Source organism: Streptomyces sp. NPDC002209 (assembly GCF_042890265.1).
In the GTDB taxonomy this organism is placed as follows: Bacteria; Actinomycetota; Actinomycetes; order Streptomycetales; family Streptomycetaceae; genus Streptomyces.
This window is the reverse complement of sequence record NZ_JBIARX010000023.1, coordinates 1-18,780: the sequence shown is the minus strand read 5'-3', so window position 1 is coordinate 18,780 and position 18,780 is coordinate 1. Positions and strand designations below refer to the sequence as shown.

At 73.0% G+C, this 18,780-nt stretch carries 16 protein-coding genes; 10 read left to right on the top strand and 6 right to left on the bottom strand.

The features are described from left to right. Nucleotides 1–71 precede the first annotated feature (71 nt). From ACFYXK_RS30125 to ACFYXK_RS30110, 4 genes are all read left to right on the top strand, one after another. Entirely contained in the window at nucleotides 72–497 is a 426-nt protein-coding gene (locus tag ACFYXK_RS30125) for a roadblock/LC7 domain-containing protein (RefSeq protein ID WP_030295551.1), read from the top strand. 98 nt (nucleotides 498–595) lie between these two features. Beyond that, nucleotides 596–970 carry a hypothetical protein gene (locus ACFYXK_RS30120; protein ID WP_389413994.1) on the top strand — a complete coding sequence of 125 codons (375 nt, stop codon included), beginning with the start codon at nucleotides 596–598 and terminating at the stop codon, nucleotides 968–970. A gap of 179 nt (nucleotides 971–1,149) precedes the next feature. Next, complete coding sequence (locus ACFYXK_RS30115) at nucleotides 1,150–4,731, top strand: CDP-glycerol glycerophosphotransferase family protein (protein WP_389413993.1); 3,582 nt, start codon at nucleotides 1,150–1,152, stop codon at nucleotides 4,729–4,731. Between the two features lie 136 nt (nucleotides 4,732–4,867). After that, nucleotides 4,868–5,353, top strand: a complete 486-nt coding sequence (locus tag ACFYXK_RS30110) for a VOC family protein (protein WP_389413992.1) — start codon at nucleotides 4,868–4,870, stop codon at nucleotides 5,351–5,353. On the opposite strand, the gene ACFYXK_RS30105 is transcribed toward ACFYXK_RS30110, so the two are convergent. Then, nucleotides 5,350–6,114 (bottom strand): NAD-dependent deacetylase, encoded by a 765-nt coding sequence (locus ACFYXK_RS30105; protein ID WP_389413991.1) that lies wholly within the window; start codon nucleotides 6,112–6,114, stop codon nucleotides 5,350–5,352. The genes ACFYXK_RS30110 and ACFYXK_RS30105 overlap by 4 nt on opposite strands. Nucleotides 6,115–6,263: 149 nt before the next feature. On the opposite strand from ACFYXK_RS30105, the gene ACFYXK_RS30100 reads away from it, so the two are divergent. After that, complete coding sequence (locus ACFYXK_RS30100) at nucleotides 6,264–6,689, top strand: hypothetical protein (RefSeq protein WP_389413990.1); 426 nt, start codon at nucleotides 6,264–6,266, stop codon at nucleotides 6,687–6,689. 32 nt (nucleotides 6,690–6,721) lie between these two features. After that, the gene (locus tag ACFYXK_RS30095; RefSeq protein ID WP_389413989.1) at nucleotides 6,722–7,588 is read left to right on the top strand and encodes a GNAT family N-acetyltransferase; all 867 of its coding nucleotides are present in this window, start codon (nucleotides 6,722–6,724) and stop codon (nucleotides 7,586–7,588) included. Nucleotides 7,589–7,678: 90 nt separating this feature from the next. On the opposite strand, the gene ACFYXK_RS30090 is transcribed toward ACFYXK_RS30095, so the two are convergent. The 3 genes from ACFYXK_RS30090 to ACFYXK_RS30080 all read right to left on the bottom strand — a co-directional run bounded on the left by ACFYXK_RS30090 (nucleotide 7,679) and on the right by ACFYXK_RS30080 (nucleotide 9,332). Further along, nucleotides 7,679–8,122 (bottom strand): SSI family serine proteinase inhibitor, encoded by a 444-nt coding sequence (locus ACFYXK_RS30090; RefSeq protein ID WP_389413988.1) that lies wholly within the window; start codon nucleotides 8,120–8,122, stop codon nucleotides 7,679–7,681. A gap of 235 nt (nucleotides 8,123–8,357) precedes the next feature. Beyond that, nucleotides 8,358–8,819 carry a cyclic nucleotide-binding domain-containing protein gene (locus ACFYXK_RS30085; protein WP_383511425.1) on the bottom strand — a complete coding sequence of 154 codons (462 nt, stop codon included), beginning with the start codon at nucleotides 8,817–8,819 and terminating at the stop codon, nucleotides 8,358–8,360. 210 nt (nucleotides 8,820–9,029) lie between these two features. After that, nucleotides 9,030–9,332 (bottom strand): hypothetical protein, encoded by a 303-nt coding sequence (locus ACFYXK_RS30080; RefSeq protein ID WP_030864982.1) that lies wholly within the window; start codon nucleotides 9,330–9,332, stop codon nucleotides 9,030–9,032. A 276-nt stretch (nucleotides 9,333–9,608) separates the two neighbouring features. Here ACFYXK_RS30080 and ACFYXK_RS30075 point away from each other — a divergent pair, with 276 nt between their 5' ends. After that, nucleotides 9,609–11,519 (top strand): glycoside hydrolase family 5 protein, encoded by a 1,911-nt coding sequence (locus tag ACFYXK_RS30075; RefSeq protein ID WP_389413987.1) that lies wholly within the window; start codon nucleotides 9,609–9,611, stop codon nucleotides 11,517–11,519. A gap of 61 nt (nucleotides 11,520–11,580) precedes the next feature. Here the strand turns inward: ACFYXK_RS30075 and ACFYXK_RS30070 are convergent, their stop codons facing one another. Beyond that, nucleotides 11,581–12,258: an HAD family hydrolase gene (locus tag ACFYXK_RS30070; RefSeq protein WP_389413986.1), complete on the bottom strand. Its 678-nt coding sequence runs from the start codon at nucleotides 12,256–12,258 to the stop codon at nucleotides 11,581–11,583. Between the two features lie 173 nt (nucleotides 12,259–12,431). Between ACFYXK_RS30070 and ACFYXK_RS30065 the strand changes: the two genes are divergently transcribed. Then, a complete protein-coding gene (locus tag ACFYXK_RS30065; protein WP_389413985.1) occupies nucleotides 12,432–15,164 on the top strand; it encodes a DNRLRE domain-containing protein in 2,733 nt (910 codons plus the stop codon). A 98-nt stretch (nucleotides 15,165–15,262) separates the two neighbouring features. On the opposite strand, the gene ACFYXK_RS30060 is transcribed toward ACFYXK_RS30065, so the two are convergent. Continuing rightward, nucleotides 15,263–15,697, bottom strand: coding sequence for a DUF3224 domain-containing protein (locus ACFYXK_RS30060; protein ID WP_389413984.1), 435 nt, complete (start codon nucleotides 15,695–15,697; stop codon nucleotides 15,263–15,265). A gap of 108 nt (nucleotides 15,698–15,805) precedes the next feature. Between ACFYXK_RS30060 and ACFYXK_RS30055 the strand changes: the two genes are divergently transcribed. Both ACFYXK_RS30055 and ACFYXK_RS30050 read left to right on the top strand, forming a co-directional pair. Beyond that, complete coding sequence (locus ACFYXK_RS30055) at nucleotides 15,806–16,786, top strand: helix-turn-helix transcriptional regulator (RefSeq protein ID WP_389413983.1); 981 nt, start codon at nucleotides 15,806–15,808, stop codon at nucleotides 16,784–16,786. A 131-nt stretch (nucleotides 16,787–16,917) separates the two neighbouring features. Beyond that, the gene (locus tag ACFYXK_RS30050) at nucleotides 16,918–18,693 is read left to right on the top strand and encodes a hypothetical protein (protein ID WP_389413982.1); all 1,776 of its coding nucleotides are present in this window, start codon (nucleotides 16,918–16,920) and stop codon (nucleotides 18,691–18,693) included. Nucleotides 18,694–18,780 lie beyond the last annotated feature (87 nt).

The window sequence follows — 18,780 nt, the reverse complement described above, 5'->3', positions numbered from 1 at the left end:
TGCGACCGGCTCTGCGCTCCGAGCGCGCCGACCGCTCCGAGCGGAGGCAGCCCGAAAGGAGAAAGGCCGACATGAGCACGGCGATGGTGCCCCCCGAGGCCGAGGCCGACATACTCGCCGAGCTCCGCAGGCTGCGCGCCCGGGTCCCCCAGCTCACGGGCGCCCTCGCCGGCAGCGCCGACGGCCTGGTCCTCGCACAGGACAGCGCCGCCACCGAGGTGGAGTCCGTCGCCGCACTGACCGCGGCCGCCCTGGGAGTCGCCCAGCGGCTCAGCGACTGCACCGGCCAGGGCGGATTCCGTGAGCTGCTCATACGCGGTGAACACGGATACGTGGCCACCTACGCGGCCGGGGACGCAGCCGTCCTCACCCTCATCGCGGAGCCCCGCGTCAACGTCGGCCGCCTCCATCTGGAGGCCCGCCGCTCCAGTCTCCGGATAGCGGAGCTCATCGACCACGTCCTCGGGCGCCGCGGCCCCGAGATCCCGTCGGCCTGAGCCGCCCCGGCGCACCACACCCCGTACCCACGACCGACCGACTGACCGCAGAAACCGCAGACACCGTAGAAACGGCAGAAGAAAGAGGAGGGCCTCTCATGGCCACCGTGGAAACCGCACTCAAGGAATGCACCGCCGCCATCGACGGCGCGATCGGCGCCGCCCTGGTCGACTACGACAGCGGCATGGCTCTCGGCACCATCGGCGGAGGCAAGGAACTCGACCTCCAGGTGGCCGCGGCGGGCAACACCGACGTGGTCCGCGCCAAGGTCCGCACCATGGACATGCTCGGCCTCAAGGAGGAGATCGAGGACATCCTCATCACCCTCGGCAGCCAGTACCACCTCATCCGGCTGCTGAAGGGGCGCGGGTCCAAGGGCTTCTTCCTCTACCTCGCGCTCGACCGCAGCCGGGCCAACCTCGCGATGGCCCGACACCAGCTCAAGAAGATCGAGGCGGAGCTCGAAGTCTGAGCAGACGTTCGGTCAGACCCCGACGAACAGGTGGCGGGCGGCTGAATTCTTTGCCGTCCGCCCCAGGGGACTAGGGGCATATGTCCATGATGGGGGGACTTTATCATCCCGTTACCGAGTAGGATGCTGTCATCACCTGATCATCGAAATAGCTTAAAACGCTGGAGAACCCGCCACCCATGCCCCCGCGCCTGAGCATCGTCGTCCCCGTCTACAACGTCGAGCTCTACCTCGACGAGTGCCTGGAGTCCATTGCCGCCCAGACGTTCGACGACTTCGAGTGCATCCTCGTCGACGACGGGTCCACCGACACCAGCGCCGTCATCGCCAAGGCCTTCGCCGCGCGGGACAAGCGTTTCCGGGTCGTCATGCAGGACAACGCCGGACTCGGTGCCGCCCGTAACGTGGGCGCCCGCCACGCCTCCAAGGACAGCGAGTACCTGGCCTTCGTCGACAGTGACGACACGATGCCGGACTACGCCTACGAGCGCCTGATCGCCGCCCTCGACGAGACCGGCTCCGACTTCGCCGGCGGCAACGTGAAGCGTTTCCGCTCCGTCGGCATGCAGCAGTCCTGGGGCCACCGGGCCGCCTTCGCCAAGACGCAGCTGAAGACACACATCTCCAAGTTCCCGGCGCTGGTCACCGACCGCACCGCGTGGAACAAGGTCTACCGGCGCAGCTTCTGGGACGAGCACGGCTTCCAGTACCCGGAGGGCATCCTCTACGAGGACGCCCCCGTCAGCATCCCCGCGCACTACTTCGCCTCCAGCGTCGACATCATCAGCGACTGCGTCTACCACTGGCGCGTCCGCGAGACGGGCGAGCGCTCGATCACCCAGCGCTCCACCGACCCGGTCTCCCTGATCGACCGCGTCACCTCCGTCCGCCTGGTCCGCGAGGCCCTCAAGGCCAAGGAGGGCGCCAAGTACGTCCGCTACCTGCGCGACTACGACTACAACGTGCTGAGCGAGGAGCTCCCGCTCATCTACAAGTACGTCGGAGAGGGCGGCGCCGACTTCCGGGCCGCCTTCGTCAAGGAGGTCGGCGGGCTCGTCCGCGAGATCGGCACCGGCCCCTGGTCCGCCCTGACCGTCGCCGACCGCCTCAAGGCGTACCTGGCCCGCGAAGGCCGCGTCGAGGACTTCATCGCCCTCACGCAGCACCAGAGCGACTACTCCTACAGCGTCCCCGTCAAGGGGCTGGCCCGCCCGCAGGCCGACTACCCCTTCCTGCACGGCCGCCCGCCGGTCCCCGCCAAGATCCTCACCCTCGGCCCGCGCGAGCGCCGCGTCGTCAGCCGCCTCGAGCAGGCCGTGTGGAGCGACGGCAAGCTGCTGCTGCGCGGCTACGCGCTGCCCGGCCACCTGGGCGCGGAGAGCCGCCTCGGCTCGCGCAAGGTGCTGGTGTTCCGCGAGGGTGGCAAGCGCCGCCGCACCGTCGTCAGCACCCGTACGGTCGCCTCCCCGATGGCCACCGTGAACTCCCCGCACCTCGCCCTGCGGCACGCCGACTGGGCCGGCTTCACCGCCGTCGTCGACCCCACCGCCTTCCAGACGGGCGGCAAGTGGAACGACGGCATATGGACCACGTCCATCGCCGTCACCGGCGCCGGCGGCCTGCACCGCGCCCGCCTCAAGGGCGGCGAGTCCGACACCGGCCAGAACCCGCCCGCCCACTGGGTGGCCCCGGACGTGCGCATCGTCCCGAACTCCACCGGTGCCCTCACCATCCAGGTGGAGGTCGTCCGGGCCCGCGCCCTGGACGTCCGCCCGGCCGGTGACGACGCCGTCGAGGTGGCAGGCGAGCTCGCCGCCGAGATCGGCGCCGACGCGACCCTGCGTGCCGAGCACGTCTCCACCGGCACCGTCCTCACCTTCCCGCTCGAGACCACCGCCGCCGGCGGCGCCGGGCGCATCCCGTTCACCGTCCGCGTACCGCTGGCCGGGCTGGCCGCCGTACCGGACGCCGCGTGCGAGCCCGGCGAGTGGACCCCCGAGCCGTGGAGCCTGACCGTCGTCGGCGCCGACGGCTCCGACCACCGTCTCGTGCACGACGAGCGCGGCGGCTTCGCCGGCCTGGTCGTGCCCCTGACCGGCGGGGACGCCGGCCGCACCCTCTTCGCCAAGCGCGGCAACACCGGACACCTGACCCTCTCGGTGCAGCCCTCGCCGCCGCTCGTCGACTCCGTCGCCACCCGGAACGGCACCGTCACGCTGAAGGGCCGCTTCGTCGCCCCGACCGACGAGCCGTACGAGCTGGTCCTGCACGACGCCCACGGCACCGAGTTCAGCTACCCCGTCACCCGTGACGGCGACCGCTTCGAGTCCTCGTTCGAGCCCGTGCTCCCCGAGGCCTACGCCGGCCGCACCACGCTGCCGCAGGGCCGCTGGTGGCCCACCCTGCGCCCGCTCGCCCAGGGCGGCACCACCGCGGGCCTGCTCGGCGTCGACCGGGGCGCCCCGGTGCAGTTCGCTCCCACCGCCCTGCACGCCGGGCCGCACGCCCTCACCGTCGAGGGCCGCCGGATGCGGGTCGAGGCCCGCTTCTACGACCGCATGGTGCTCGTCGCCGACCCGCTGCTCAGCCCGCACGACCGCTCCCGGTACGCCCAGCGCGTCACCCGGTACGAGACCTACCCGGCGCAGCGCGCCCTGCCGGTCAAGGACATCGTCGTCTACGACACCTTCCAGGGGAACGGCGCCGGCGACTCGCCCCGCGCCATCCACGAGGAGCTGCTGCGCCGCGGCGAGAAGCTGGACCACGTCTGGCTCGTCCGCGACGGCCGCGCCGAGGTCCCCGCGACCGCCCGCGCCGTGCAGTACGACAGCGTCGAAGCCTGGGAGGTCCTGGCCCGGGCCCGGTACTACGTGGTGAACGACAACGTGCCGCGGCGCTTCCAGCGCCGCGCCGGCCAGATCGTCGTCCAGACCTGGCACGGGACGCCGATCAAGGAGATCGGCCACGACTTCATCCACGACTACTACACGAGCCCCGAGATCCTCGAGGGTCTGGAGCACGACAGCGCCCAGTGGTCGCTGCTCGCCTCCCCGAGCTCGTACGCGACGCCCCTCCTCAAGCGCGCCCTCGGCTACCAGGGCGAGGTCATCGAGTCCGGCAGCCCGCGTACGGACGCGCTCGTCAAGCCCGACGCGCAGCGGATCGCGGAGGTCCGCCGCCGGCTCGGCCTGCCCGAGGGCAAGAAGGTCGTCCTCTACATGCCGACCTGGCGCGAGAACCGCGAGGGCTGGTCGGGCGGCTACAAGCTCGACCTGCAGATCGACCTGGACGCCGCGCGGCGCGAGCTCGGCGAGGACCACGTCCTGCTGGTCCGCGGCCACCACCACGTCACCGAGCAGGTCCGCGACGACGTGCGCGACGGCTTCGTCGTGGACGTGTCCCGCTGGCCCGACGCGACGGACCTGCTGCTCGTCGCCGACGTGCTGATCTCGGACTACTCCTCGGCGCTGTTCGACTTCGCGCTCACCGACCGGCCGATCCTGCTCTTCACGTACGACCTGGAGCACTACCGGACCACGCTGCGCGGCTTCAACTTCGACCTGGCGGAGAAGGCCCCGGGCCCGCTGCTGGCGGACTCGGCGAGCCTGATCGAGGCCGTGCGCAACGTGGACGCGGTCGGGGCGGAGTTCAAGGAGGCGCGGGCCGCGTTCCGCGCCGAGTTCTGCGACCTGGACGACGGCGGCGCCGCCGAGCGCGTCGTCGACCGGATGCTCTCCCTGGCGGTCAAGCCCGCGGTGTAAGCCGTTGGAGTGCATTCGGGAAGCGTTACGGACCGGCCCCGGGCCCACCGATGAATTTCGGGCCCGGGGCCGGTCTGTATTGAGCGAGACGGTGCCCACCGCACGGACTCGACCACGCACCCGCCTGGAGGCAGTCATGAGCAGCAGCAACGGATTCACCACGTGTCTGTGGTTCGACGGCGATGCGCAGGCCGCCGCCGACTACTACGTGTCCGTCTTCAAGGACGGGAAGATCGGGCGGACCGGCTACTACAACGAGGCGGGCCCGGGCACGGCCGGTGACGTGATGGTCGTCGAGTTCGAGATCAACGGCCAGAAGTTCATCGGCCTCAACGGCGGCCCGCAGTTCCCCTTCACCGAGGCGATCTCGTTCCAGATCCACTGCGCCGACGAGGCGGAGTCGGACTACTACTACGACGAGCTGACGAAGGACGGCGGCCAGGAATCCGCCTGCGGCTGGGTCAAGGACAGGTTCGGGGTGTCCTGGCAGGTCATCCCGCCCGGTGCCATCGACCTGATCTCCGACCCGGACCCGGGGCGGGCCACCCGCGCCACCGCGGCCATGATGAAGATGAAGAAGCTGGACGTGGCGGAAATGCGGCGGGCGGCCGACGCGGGCTAGCAGGGCCCCGGCCCAACCCCCTGGGCAGCCGGGCCGAGGTCGCCGATCCGCGCGAGCAGCGCCGGGAGGGCCGTCCCGATCGGCTCGCGGATCACCTCGTCGGCGAGCGGGTCGTACGGGGTCTCCTCGGCGTTCACGATGATCAGGCGGGCCCCCGCCTCCGCGGCCATCCCGGCCAGCGAGGCGGCGGGCTGCACCTGGAGCGTGGTCCCGACGGCGATGAACACGTGAGCGCCCTTGGCCACGGCCACGGCCTGCCGCAGCACCTCGGGGTCGAGCCGCTCGCCGAACATCACGGTCGCCGACTTGAGGATCCCGCCGCAGGCCAGACAGGCGGGATCCGGCTCACCGGCGGCGACCCGGGCCAGCGCCTCGTCCATCCCCGACCGGGCGTGGCAGGACGTGCAGACCACCGCCCGCGCGGTCCCGTGCAGCTCGAACACCTTGCGCGGAGGCATCCCGGCGAGCTGGTGCAACCCGTCCACGTTCTGCGTGATCACCCGTACCGGGGTACCGCCGCGCTCCAGCGCGGCCACGGCCAGATGCGCGGCATTCGGCTGCGCCCCGAGGGCGCCGACCTCGGCGCGCATCTGCCAGGAGCGGCGCCGGATCTCCGGATCCGCCATGTAGTACTCGTACGTCACGAGCTTCTCGGCCCCGGGATCCCGGCGCCACAACCCCTGCGGCCCCCGGTAGTCCGGAATCCCGGAGTCGGTGGACATCCCGGCCCCACTCAACACTGCGACAAGCGGCTTACCCATGCTGCGACCCTACGTACGGCCGGTACGGGACCGCGACCGGTTTGTCTTCGTCCGAGAGGGGCGTTCCTGCGGTGAATCCCGCCCCCCACAGGAGTGAGATACGCCGTCCACCCCTGCCCGCGCAGACCTCAGGCGGTTACACATCCCGCATGAAGATCATGCCGTACAGCCTCGGTGCCCTGCTGCTGCCCTTGCTCGCGCTGCCGGCCCCGACCACTGCCGTCGCCGACCCCGCCCCGGTCGCCGCCCGCCACCGGCACAACGCCGCCGAGATCAGTGCCTTCCTCACCTCCTTCTACGGCCACCACGGCCCTTCCGCGTACGACCGCGACCACCGCGTCTCGCAGCAGCTCAGGGAGAAGCAGGCGCACCACCCGCACTCCGACGTTCTGCTCTGCGCGCAGAACGAGCCGTGGGAGATCGCCATCGGGGCGGTCACCGTCGCCCAGTCGGCCGGTGTCGGCTGGGCCACCGTCACCACCCACTGGAGCGCGGACAGCACCGACACGTTCACGGCGTACGTGCGGCTCGACTCCCGGCCGATCAAGCTCGACGACGTGATCTGCGCGGGCTGACCGCTCGTACGCCGTCTGGTACAACACCGGACATGACGGGATTCGAGATCACCGGCGCGAGCGCCGCCGACATGGAAACGATCCGTACCTGGGCCGACGAGGAGGGGTGGAACCCCGGCGACTCCGACCGGTTCGCCTTCGCGGTCGCCGATCCGGCCGGTTTCCTCGTCGGCCGGATCGACGGTGAACCGGTGGCCTGCATCTCGGCCGTGCGGTACGGGTCCGCCTTCGGGTTCATCGGCTTCTACATCGCCCGCCCCGCCGTCCGCGGGCAGGGTTACGGGATCCGGCTGTGGCACGCCGGGATGGAGCGGCTCGACGGGCGGCTCGTCGGCCTGGACGGGGTGGTCGACCAGCAGGACAACTACCGCAAGTCCGGGTTCCGTTCGGCCTGGAACAACGTCCGGTACGAGGGAGTCCCACCGGTGAACGGGTCGAGCGTCGGCGCCGGCGCCGGCGGGGCCGGGGTCGAGGTGGTCGACGCGGCCTCGCTCCCCTTCGGGCAGCTGGCCGCCTACGACCGCCGGTTCTTCCCCGCGTCGCGCGACGCCTTCCTGTCCGCCTGGACCGCTCTGCCCGGCCGGACTGCCCTCGCCGCCGTCCGCGACGGGCGGATCGAGGGCCTCGGCGTGGTCCGCCCGTGCAGCGGGGCCTCCCGGATCGGCCCGCTGTACGCCTCCACCCCGGGCATCGCGGCCGCCCTGCTGCACCGGCTCGCTGAGCACACCCCCGACGGGGCGGTCGCCGTGGACGTGCCCGACGCCAATCCGGCGGCCACCGCCCTGCTGGCCGGTCTGGGGCTGACCCCCTCCTTCGAGGCCGCCCGGATGTACACCGGGCCCGCCCCGGAGGTCGAGCTGGCCGGGATGTACGGGGTGACGAGCCTCGAACTGGGCTGACGGGCCGGCGGGCTGACGGCCCGGCCGGCGTGAGGCGGGATGCCGGACGGCGGTCGCACGACGCCGCCCGGCCGGTCGCGTCGTGCCGGGTCAGAAGCCGAACAGGGCGCCGCTGGTGTGCCGCAGGCCGCAGGGGTTGCCGAAGGTGTACGCGTAGTGCAGCCGGCGGCCCTGCCACACCCCGTCGGCGGTGACCGTCATCGGGTTCCACTCCCTGGTGCAGTCGACGCCGGCGCCCGGCGCCGCGACCGCGTCCAACTCGTGTGCGTTCGCACGCAGTTCGGCACACGCGGCGGCCGAGGCCGGGTGCGTCCCACCGGGGGCCGGTGCACAGACGAGCGTCACCGCGCGCAGCACCGTGCCGTGCGCGGTGTCCTCCCCGGCCGTGATGCTGAGGACGAGGGCGGACGGCGCGTACAGGCTCTCCGCACCGGACGGTGCGGCGTCGGCAGCTCCGGGCCAGGCCAGGGCCGTGAGAGCGGTGAGCGCCATGGCGGCGGAACCGAGGCCGAGACCCTTTGCGATGGACCGCATTTCGAACTCCCTTGAGTGGTTGCTTCGGATAGCGGACAGGAGTCTTGCCGACACGGACCGTGAACGCCCGTTCGTACCCCCATTTCTCGTCACCGATCGTAAGCGAATGTATGCAGACCGCAGCGGTGTGAGGGTGCTGACCTGTGGGGGAGCGGGCCGTCGAATCGGCCGAACACACGCGCTGAAACATTCCGGGGGCCGGTCCCGACCCGCCCCCGGGAGTGGTTTCGACGTGCTAGCGGGTCGTCGAGATGCGCGGGGCGTAGAGATCGATGAGCCGCGTGCGGGTCTGCTGGAGCCGCAGCGCGAGCACGCGTCCGACCCAGTGGCCGACGGCGGAGCCGAAGGCGGGATCGGCGTCCATCAGCATCCGCACGGCGGTCGCGTCGAACTCGTACGAGCGCACCGGGGTCATCGCCTCCGCGCTCAGCTGCCACACGTACGGCGGGAAGAGCCAGGACCAGCCCACCAGTTCACCGGGACCGAGGTTCTCCACGGGGGCGGGCCGGCGGCCGGGCAGGGGGATCTGGAGCGTCACCGTGCCGGACCGCACGATCCAGAAGGCCTCGGTGCGGCCGCCCTCCTCGAAGATCGTCGCGCCTTCGGGGAAGTTGACCTCGCGGGCCTGTGACATCAGCCGTCCGCGGTGTTCGGCGGAGAGGACGGCGGCGATTCGGATGGGGGAAGGTGTGCTCACGACGGCCTCCGATCAGGGCCCCCCACTACCCCCAGTGTCGCCGACGCCCGTGCGAATGCGGGCGCGGCGCATCACCCGGTTCTCCGAGTACCCCGCAGGCGGCCCTGCACACGCCGGACGGGGGCATCGCCGACGACTCCCGGAAGTCCCTCCGGGGGCCGCGGCGCCCGTTCCGTCCGGCGGGTCCTTCCGCAGGGCCCCGGCGCGGGGTCATTCCTCGGCGTTCGCCTCCAGGCAGGCCAGCTCCATCGCGTCGAGGACCGCCTCGTGGCTGCGCCGGCTCAGCTCGGCGACGTTCTCGATCTGCGCCGTGGCCCAGGCCGCCAGGGTCATGACCAGGACGCGCAGCCCGTCGGTGCCGTGCTCGGCCAGGATCGCGTCGGCGACGATCATCGCGTCCTCGGGAACCTGCTCGGGTGGCTCGAGTCCGGCGAGACCGCGCAGCATGGTGAGGGTGCGCCGGGAGATCTCCGGCGTCATCCTCGCCAGCCGCAGGTCCTCTTCTTCGTCCATCTGCCCCACCCTCCCGTGCGTTCCCGTCCCCCTCAGGGGCACGGTAGGCGCTGAGGGCCCCGCGCGGGGCGGTTTCGCCAGGGTGACCGCACGTACGGGGCCGGCCGCCCGCACCGCACCCGCCCCGGCCCCGCGGCCTGCGTGGGCCGTGGCGGGGCGGCGGCCGGAAAGTGGGCGCTCCTGTGGGTTCCCTGGTGGGCGACCGGCCGGTAACTTGGCCGCGGCATCCGTCCGTTGCCCGACCGGCCCGGACGGCCCGACCCCGGCAGGAGCGATATGAAGAGCCTCGTCCGCGCGCTGTTCGGCGCCCTCCTGCTGCTGGTGGGAGTCCTGCCGGCGGTGGCTGCGCCGGTGCCCGCCGCGGCCGCGCCGGCCGCGCCCGCGGGGGAGGCGTGGAGCCCGCCGCTGTCCACCCGCGGCCGCTACATCGTCGACGCGGACGGCAACCGGTTCCGGCTCCGCTCCGGCAACTGGGACGGAGCCCAGGGCTCCTGGAACGGCAGCGGCGACCGCAACGACCCCGCCACCCACCACGCCGGCCAGAACTCCCACGGCATCCCGATCGGCCTGGACCGGGTGGCGCTGCCCACGCTGCTGGCCGACTTCCGGGCCCTCGGCCTCAACAGCATCCGGCTGCCCTTCTCCAACGAGATGCTCCGCACCACCGCCCCCGTCCCGGACGCGGCCGTCGCCGCCAACCCGGCACTGCGCGGCCGCACCCCGCTCCAGGTCTACGACGCGGTCGTCACGGCGCTGACCGACGCCGGATTCGCCGTCATCCTCAACAACCACACCGTCACCACCCGCTGGTGCTGCGGGCTCGACGGCAACGAGCGCTGGAACAGCGGCCGGTCCACCGCGCAGTGGGCCGACGACTGGGTGTTCCTGGCCCGCCGCTACCGCGACAACCCCCGCGTGGTCGGCGCAGACCTCTACAACGAGGTCCGCCGCGACGTCCTCGACGACCCCAACTGGGGCCTCGGCGACGGCCACGACTGGCAGGCGGCCGCCCAGGAGGCCGGCGACCGGATCCTCGCCGAGGCCAACCCGAACCTGCTCATCGTGGTCGAAGGCATCAACTGGACGGGCATCCCCGTGGACGGCTTCCCGCACGGCCGCCCGACCCTGACCCCCGTGCGCACCCTGTCCCACACGCTCGTCGTGTCCAACAAGCTCGTGTACTCGGCCCACTTCTACGGGTACACCGGCCCCCGGCACAGCGGCGCGACCGGCATGGGCGAGACCCACGACCTCCGCTACCAGGACATGAGCCGGGCGCAGCTCGAACAGACCCTCTACGACCAGGCCTTCTACGTATCCGCCGAGACCGGCACCCACTTCACCGCCCCCGTCTGGATCAGCGAGTTCGGCATCGGCGCCGACGAGACGGGCGCCCTCCCGCGCGCCTGGTTCCAGAACCTCACCGGCTATCTGACCGCCGCCGACGCCGACTTCGCGTACTGGCCGCTGGTGGGCTGGAGCACCACCGCCCAGGGCGCACCGGGCGGCGACTCCTGGGCGATGCTCCGCTACGACTCCTCCGGCCGCCGCTCCGGCGTACTCGATGCGGCCGACTGGCGTACGCAGCCGTGGACGGCCCTCGCCGGCGCCGCGGGGCGCACCGGGCAGGTGCCCGCCACCCCCGCCTGGTACCAGCTGACCACCGACCACCGCGACCACAGCGCCTCGCTGCGCACGCGGGCCACCGGCGACTGGGACAGCGGCGCCCGCAAGGCGGTCTGCCCCGACGGCGCCCGCCTGGCCGGACTCGGGCACACGGGTGGCCGCGGCCTGTGCACCACCTCCGACCTGCGGGCCCCCACGGGCGGGCACACCGTGGTCCGCGACGAGGCGTACGTCCCGGCGGGCGGCGACTGGGCGGGCGGATACACGAAGTTCCAGTGTCCGGCCGGCCAGTTCCTGATCGGGTACAGCCTGCGGGGCGAGCGGGTCTCGGCGGCCCTGTGCGCGCCGTCCCGTACGGCCCTCCCCGCGGGCGGGCGCACGCTCTGGTTCGACCGCGGAGACAACCGCCCGCCGCTCGCCCCCGGGGGCGAGTACGCGTACGGCGACTACAAGGGCCAGTGCCTGCCCACCGAGTACGCGGCGGGCATCGCCTTCACCACCCGCGCGGCCTCCCGCCCGGGCCCGGCGGCGCTCCTGTGCCGCCCCCTGCCGTCCGCCTGACCCCGCCGCCTGACCCGTCCGCCTGACCCGGCCGCCCGCGCGGCCGGCGGGATCGGTGACGTCAGCGGCCGCCGTGGGCCACGGCGCCGGTGAGCAGGCCCGGGAGGTCGCGCATGTCGGTGAAGACGACCGTGCCCGGGCCGGCGAGGTGGGACGCCGGCGTCAGGCCGCCCGCGTAGCCGAAGGAGCGCATGCCGGCCGCGCGGGCCGCCTCGACGCCGGGACGGCTGTCCTCGACCACCGCGCAGGCCGAGGGGGAGACGCCCATGCGCTGCGCCGCGTACAGGAAGACGTCCGGGGCGGGCTTGCCGCGGGCAACCTCGGTGGCGCTGTGGATGCGGCCCGCGAAGCGCTCGTAGAGGCCGGTGCGGCCCAGGGTGTGCCGCATCTTCTCGTGGCTTCCGCTGGAGGCGACGCAGGTCGGCAGGGTGATCGCGGCGAGCGCCTCGGGCAGGCCGTCGACCGGGGTGAGCCCGGCGTCCACCGCTTCCGTGTGCATCTGCGCGAAGCGCTGCTCCCACTCCCGGGCGGCCTCCGTGCCGAGGCGGCCGGCGACCAGCTCCCGGTTCGAGGCGCTGGAGCGGCCGATGAAGAGGCTGATCGCCTCGTCCTCGGTGAGCGGCCAGCCGAACTCCGCGCCGAGGGCGACGTTCACGCGGGTCGCGATCCGCTCGGTGTCGACGAGGACCCCGTCGCAGTCGAATATGACGAGTTCGAACGGCTCAGTGGAAGTGATCATGAGGGCAGGATAGGCGGGCCGGCAGGGCCTGGATCCGGCAATTTGGCATCCGATACGTCAAGTGTGCTGAACGCGTGCCCAAAGGGGCCTAGGGTGCGCCCGTACGCACGGTCGCGAACGGCTGTACGGCTGTTTTCGGCCACCACTGCACAGTGAACCGAACTGGGGGGCTCATGCGTAGATCCAGAGGGCTGGCGGCCGCTCTCGCCCTGTCCCTGGCCGGCACCGGTGCCGGGATGGGCCTCGGCCTCGTCCCGCAGGCGGCGGCCATCACCCCGCCCGTGGCCTTCACCGCCGACGCGCTGTCCACCTGGCAGCCCAACGGTGTCGTCTGGGCCCTCGCCGAGGCGGGCGGCACGGTGTTCGTCGGCGGCACGTTCTCCGCCGTACGTCCCCCCGACGGCGCCGGCGGCAGCGAGCAGCCGGCGGTGAACTTCGCCGCGCTCGACGCCGCGACCGGCGCCCCGACCTCCTGCACCCTCTCCTTCACGGTCGGCGGCGGCACCGCCACCGTCCGCGCCCTCACCCTCTCGCCGGACAAGAAGACCCTGTACGCGGGCGGCTACTTCGGGGCGGTCAACGGCACCCCGGTCTCCAGCCTCGCCGCCATCGACGTGGCGACCTGCACCGTCAAGCCCTCCTTCCGGCCGGCCTTCGCGGCCACCGTGCGGGCCCTGGCCGTCACCAACGACACCGTCTACGCGGGCGGTGACTTCCTCACCGTCGCCGGCCAGCAGCGCGAGCGCTTCGCCGCCGTCGACGCGGCCGACGGAGCGCTGCGCCCCTTCACGGCCGACGCCGACGAGCCGGGCCGCGCCGTCGAAGTCACCCCAGACGGCAACAACGTCGTCCTCGGCGGGGACTTCTTCACCGTCAACGGCACGAACACGCACGCGCTGGCCGTCGTCGACGCCACCAGCGGCGCGCTCACCAAGACGTACCCCGGCTTCATCGAGACCAACTCCGTCGTCAAGGACATCGCGACGGACGCGACCGGGTTCTACACCGCCAACGAGGGCACCGGCGGCGGCGTCTTCGACGGCCGGATCGCGCTCAACCTGAGCGATTTCAACCAGCGCTGGCGCGACACCTGCCTGGGCGCCACGCAAGCCGTGCTCCCGTACCAGAACGTGCTGTACAGCGCCTCGCACGCGCACGACTGCTCCAGCGTGGGCGAGTACCCGGACGGCCAGCGCCACCACCTGCTCGCGCAGCCGACCACCAGCGTCGGCAAACTGGGCTGGGCCCCCGACACCAACGACGGCATCGGCGAGGGCATCGGCCCGCGGGTGATGGCGGTCGGTTTCAAGGGCGGCGTCCAGTACCTCTGGGTCGGCGGCGAGTTCACGACCGTCAACGGTTCCGCGCAGCAGAGCCTGACCCGGTTCGCGTCCACCGGGGACACGGGCGCGCCCACCGTCCCCGTCGCGACCGCGGCGAGCTTCAGGCCCGGCGAGGTGCAGGTGCGCTGGCGCACCAGCCTCGACCTCGACGACAGCGCGCTGACGTACCGGATCTACCGGAACGGCTCGGGCACGCCGATCGCCACGGTCACGGCCGACTCGCTGTTCTTCAAGCGCCCGCAGGCCTCCTGGACCGACACCACCGTCACCGCGGGCCAGACGTACACGTACCGGGTGACGGCCACCGACGCGGCCGGCAACACCAGCGCCCTGTCGGCGACCGCGAGCGTGACCGTCCCGACCTCGGTCGACGCCTACCCCAACCAGGTCCGCTCGGACGGCGCCCAGCTGCTGTGGCGCTACGACGACGCGACCCTGCCCAACGTCGCCGACTCCTCCGCGAGCGGCAACCAGAACGGCGTCCACCTGAACGCCCCCGCCCTGCGCCAGACACCCGGCGCGGTCTCGGGCGCGAGCACGGCGATCGGCTTCAACGGCACGGACACCCGGGTCTACGGGGACCAGCGCCAGAGCATCGGCAGCAGCTACACCATCGAGACCTGGTTCAGGACGAACACCACCCGGGGCGGCAAGCTCCTCGGCTTCGGCAACAACCAGGTGCGCGGCAGCAACCAGTACGACAAGCACCTCTACATGACCAATGACGGGCGCATCGTCTTCGGCGTCTACACCGGCGCCACCCGCACCGTCACCACGGGCACCGCGTACAACGACAACAAGTGGCACCACGTCGTCGCCACCCAGGGACCGGGCGGCATGGTCCTCTACGTGGACGGCGCCCAGAAGGGCACCCTCGGCGTCACCACGCACGAGAACTATGCCGGCTACTGGCACGCCGGCGGCGACAGCCTCGGCGGCTGGCCCGACCGCCCGACCAGCGAGTTCTGGGCGGGCCAGCTCGACGAGACCGCCGTCTACCCGAGCGTCCTGAGCGCGGCCCAGGTGCAGAACCACTACGCCCTGGCCACCGCCCCGGCCGACTCGGTCGTCCAGGTGCAGGCGGCCGAGGACACGTACGCCAACGCGGGCGCCCCGGACGCCAATTACGCGACCTCCTCCTCGCTCGCCGTGCGCGGCACCTCGCTGTACACGAGCTACCTGCGCTTCAGCCTGCCCGCCGCACCCGCGGGCACCGTCCTCAAGTCGGCCGCCCTCAGCGTGAAGACCAGCACGATGAGCGGAGCCGGAACGGCCGACACCGTCTCGGTGGTGCCGGTCACCGGCAGCTGGACCGAGGCCGGGACCACCTACAACAACCGCCCCGCCACCGGCACTCCGGCCCTCGGCAGCTTCGCCGGGATCCCGGACGGTTCGGCGGTCCACACCACCGGCCTGTCCACGGCCGCCCTAGCGGGCGCACTCGGCACGAGCTACAGCCTGGCCCTGACCAGCCCCGGTACGGACGCCCTGTGGCTGTGGTCCTCCGAGGCCACGGCCGACGAAGGCACGCCGCAGCTCACGCTGACCTTCGGCGCGCCCTAGGACTGACCTGACCTGACCTGACCTGACCTGACCTCGACCGAGGGGGCGTGGACCGCAACGGTCCGCGCCCCCTCTGCCGTTCGGACACCCCGCTCCGGCTAGGCCGCCGTGTAGGTGAACTCGTACGGGACGGACGTGTCGCCGTGGCGGTACGTGAACGAGCCGGAGCCCGCCAGCCCGGCCAGCTCGCCCGTCGCGGAGCCCGGGACCACCTCGAACGTGCACCGGGTGCCGGAGGCGTCGAACGTGCCGCGCTGCTCCATGACGAACGTGCCCCTGCGGCCGTCGACGGTGCCCGACAGGAGCTCCATGCCGGTGTAGGAGCCGCAGTCCGCCCCGGTGTACGTGAACGTGTAGCCGGCATGGGTCGCCCCGGCCTCGATCCCGCCCGTGAAGGAGTTGACGACCGTGGAGCGGGCGAGGCGCGGGGTGGAGTCGGCCGGACCGACCGGCTGCTCCTGCCAGTCGGCGAACGTGAAACGGCCGGTGGTGCGGGCAGCGGTACGGGCGGACGTGGCGGACGTGGCGGACATGGCGGACCTCCTGGTTCACGGCCGGGCGGGCTCGGTCCCTCCGGCGCGGGGACAGCCTGCCCGGGATACCTGACATCCTCTGGCAGGTATCCCGGACACAATGGCCCCATGCGCGCCGACCGGCTCCTCTCCCTGCTCCTCCTGCTGCAGAACCGCGGCCGGATGACCGCACCCGAACTGGCCGCCGAGCTCGAGGTGTCGGTCCGTACCGTCTACCGGGACGTCGAGGCCCTCGGTGCCTCCGGCGTCCCGGTCCATGCCGACCGGGGACCCGCCGGCGGCTACCGGCTCATGGACGGCTACCGCACCCGGCTCACCGGCCTCACCGACGCCCAGGCCGGCTCCCTCTTCCTCGCCGGCGCGCCGGGCCCCGCGCAGGAGCTGGGCCTCGGCGCCGATCTGGCCGCGGCCCAGCTCAAGCTCCAGGCCGCGCTGCCCGCCGCACTCGCCGACCGGGCCCGCCGGCTCCAGGACCGCTTCCACCTCGACGCCCCGGCCTGGTTCCGCGACGCCGACCCCGTCCCGCACCTCGCACAGATCGCCCAGGCGGTCTGGGACCAGCGCGCACTGCTCACGCACTACCGCCGCTGGAACGGCGAGGAGCGGGCCGGGCGCCCGCTGCACCCCCTCGGCCTCGTCCTCAAGGGCGGCATCTGGTACCTGGTGGCGCGGGCCGCCGACGGGCGCGTGCGCAGCTACCGGGTCTCGCGCTTCCTCGCCGTGGACACCGCGGAGGAGGGATTCGAGCGTCCGGCCGGCTTCGAACTCGCCGCGTACTGGGCGGAGTCCGCCCGCCGGATGGAGGAGGCGACCCGGCAGGGAACCGCGAGGCTGCTGCTGTCCCCGCGCGGCCGCCGGCTGCTGCCGATGCAGTTCGGCGCGGCCGGCGCACGGGCCCTGGCCGGCGCCGTCCCGGCCGACCCCGCGGACCCGGACGGCTGGATCCGCGTCGACCTCGACGTCGAATCCCGGGCCGTCGCCGTCGGCGACCTGCTCCGGCTCGGCACGGAGGCCGAGGTCCTCGGCCCGCCCGAGCTCCGCCAGGCCCTCGCGGACACGGTCGCCGCGCTGGCCGAACGGTACGGCTGAAATCGCTTGTGCCCCGGACCGCCGGGCGGTGATGATCACGGCATGACGATGCTGAAGACCGTGGCGTGGAAGGGCGTACTGCGCCCGGGCCCGTGAGGCCCGAACCGCCGGTCCACGGACCGGCCGACAGTGTGGAGACCTGGATCCGGGAGGCCCGCCGCGATCCCGCGAGCGAGGCCTGCGGTCTCGTACGGCGCGTGGTCTTCGATGCCGTCCTGGCGGACCGCACCGGACCGGTGGCCGTCAGGCTGCTCGACGCAACCGCCGACGAGCGGGCCGACGTACGCCTCCTCCTCCTGGAGATCGTGACCGGGCTGAGCGGGTGCATCCACGACCCGTGGCCCGAATCGGCAGCCGCCGCCGTGGCCCGGCTGCGGGATCCCGACGAGCCGGTGCGCCGGGCAGCCGCCTGGCTGCTGGCCGAGGCGGACCACCGACAGGCCGTGGAACTGCTGACCGGCCCGGGGCGGGAACGGGATCCCGTGGCACGGCTGGCACTGGCCGAGGCCCTGCTCGTACGGCCGGACGCGCCGGAGCGGCAGCTACTGGCGGCCGACCGCGACCCGGCGATTCGGCTGAGGGCCGCCCGGCGGCCCGACACCGAGGCCGTGCTCGCGGACCTCGATGCCGGCGGCGCACGGCTCGGCGGTCCCGGCGGCCGGGTGAGCTGGGGAGCGGGCACGGTATGGGGCCTGGCGGCCCGGGCCGGTGACGAGAACACCTGCTACGAGCACGTCGGGCTGCTGGCAGCGCGGGACAGCGCGGTGGCGCAGCGCGCCGCGGTCGACATGGCGGAGGTGGCCCTGCGGGAATGGCGGGCGGCTCCGGAAGCGCTCGTCCCGCACCTGCGGCCGCTGCTGGGCGCCGCCGCCGACCCCGGGGTGCGGTCTGCTGCCGCCGCGGTGCTCGGGAGCCCGCTGGAGACCACCCGGCTCTGCGTCCGCGAACTCGCCGGCCTGCTGGACGAACTGCCCGACGCGGCGGCCCCCGCACTTGCCCGGATCGGCGACGCACGGGCGCTGCCGCAGTTGTGCCGGCTCGTCGCCGAGGGCCGGACGGCGGAGGTGGTCGGGGAGGCAGCGGAAGGCCTGGCCGAGGCGGGCGCCGATGTCGGGCCGCTCGTGGCAGCGGCCGCGGAGTTCCTCGACCGGCACGAGGGCGCGACGGACCGCAGCGCGACCGACCGCAGCGCGGCCGCCGCGGTGGGCGTGCTGCGGGTGTGCGGGGCGGCTTCGGCGGTCGCCGTACGGCAACTGCTGCGCCTGCTCGGCGCGGACGACGCAGGATGGCTGCGGACCCGGGCCGTCCTCGCCCTCGGCGCGATCGGTCCGGGGGCGGCCGCTGCGGTGCCGCTGCTCGAAGGCCTCGCGGGGGGCGGCTGCACACGCTTCGAGGGGCATGTGGAGATGGCCCTGATCCGGATCACCGGGGAACGGCGCCGGGCGGATCGGCTGTTCGCGCGGCTGCCCGCTTCGCGGCGGAACGCGAGCCTGGCCGCGGACCTGCTGGAGTGGTTCGCCGAGCACGGCGGACTGGAGCCGCAGCACGTCGCGTACCTGTGGGAGGCCGTGGACACCGAGGACGCGGTGCACCCGAAGTGGGCCGCCGCCTTGTGGCGGCACGAGGGGGCGGCCGCCGCGGCTCTCGCCCTCGGGATCCTGCCGCGCGCTCTGGACGGCGAGTTGTACGGCCCGTATGCCTGCACGGTCCTGGGGGACATGGGCGCGAGCGCCGCACCGGCCGTCCCCGCCCTGCGCGCGGTGGCCGGGAGACCGGTCCGCGTTGCGCTCTACACGGGCAGCTTCGAACGGGATACGCGGGGCGACGAGCGCCTAGCCGCGGCCGCCCGCGAGGCCCTGCACCGGATCGGCGAGGCCGCGGCCGGACGGACTGACGACGCCCCCTAGTGACCTGAGTCGGAGGTTTGGCGTTAGTTCGGTATGAGCCGTCCTGGTCCGAAGATTCCGCCGTTGTCCGTGACCGATGCCCAGCGG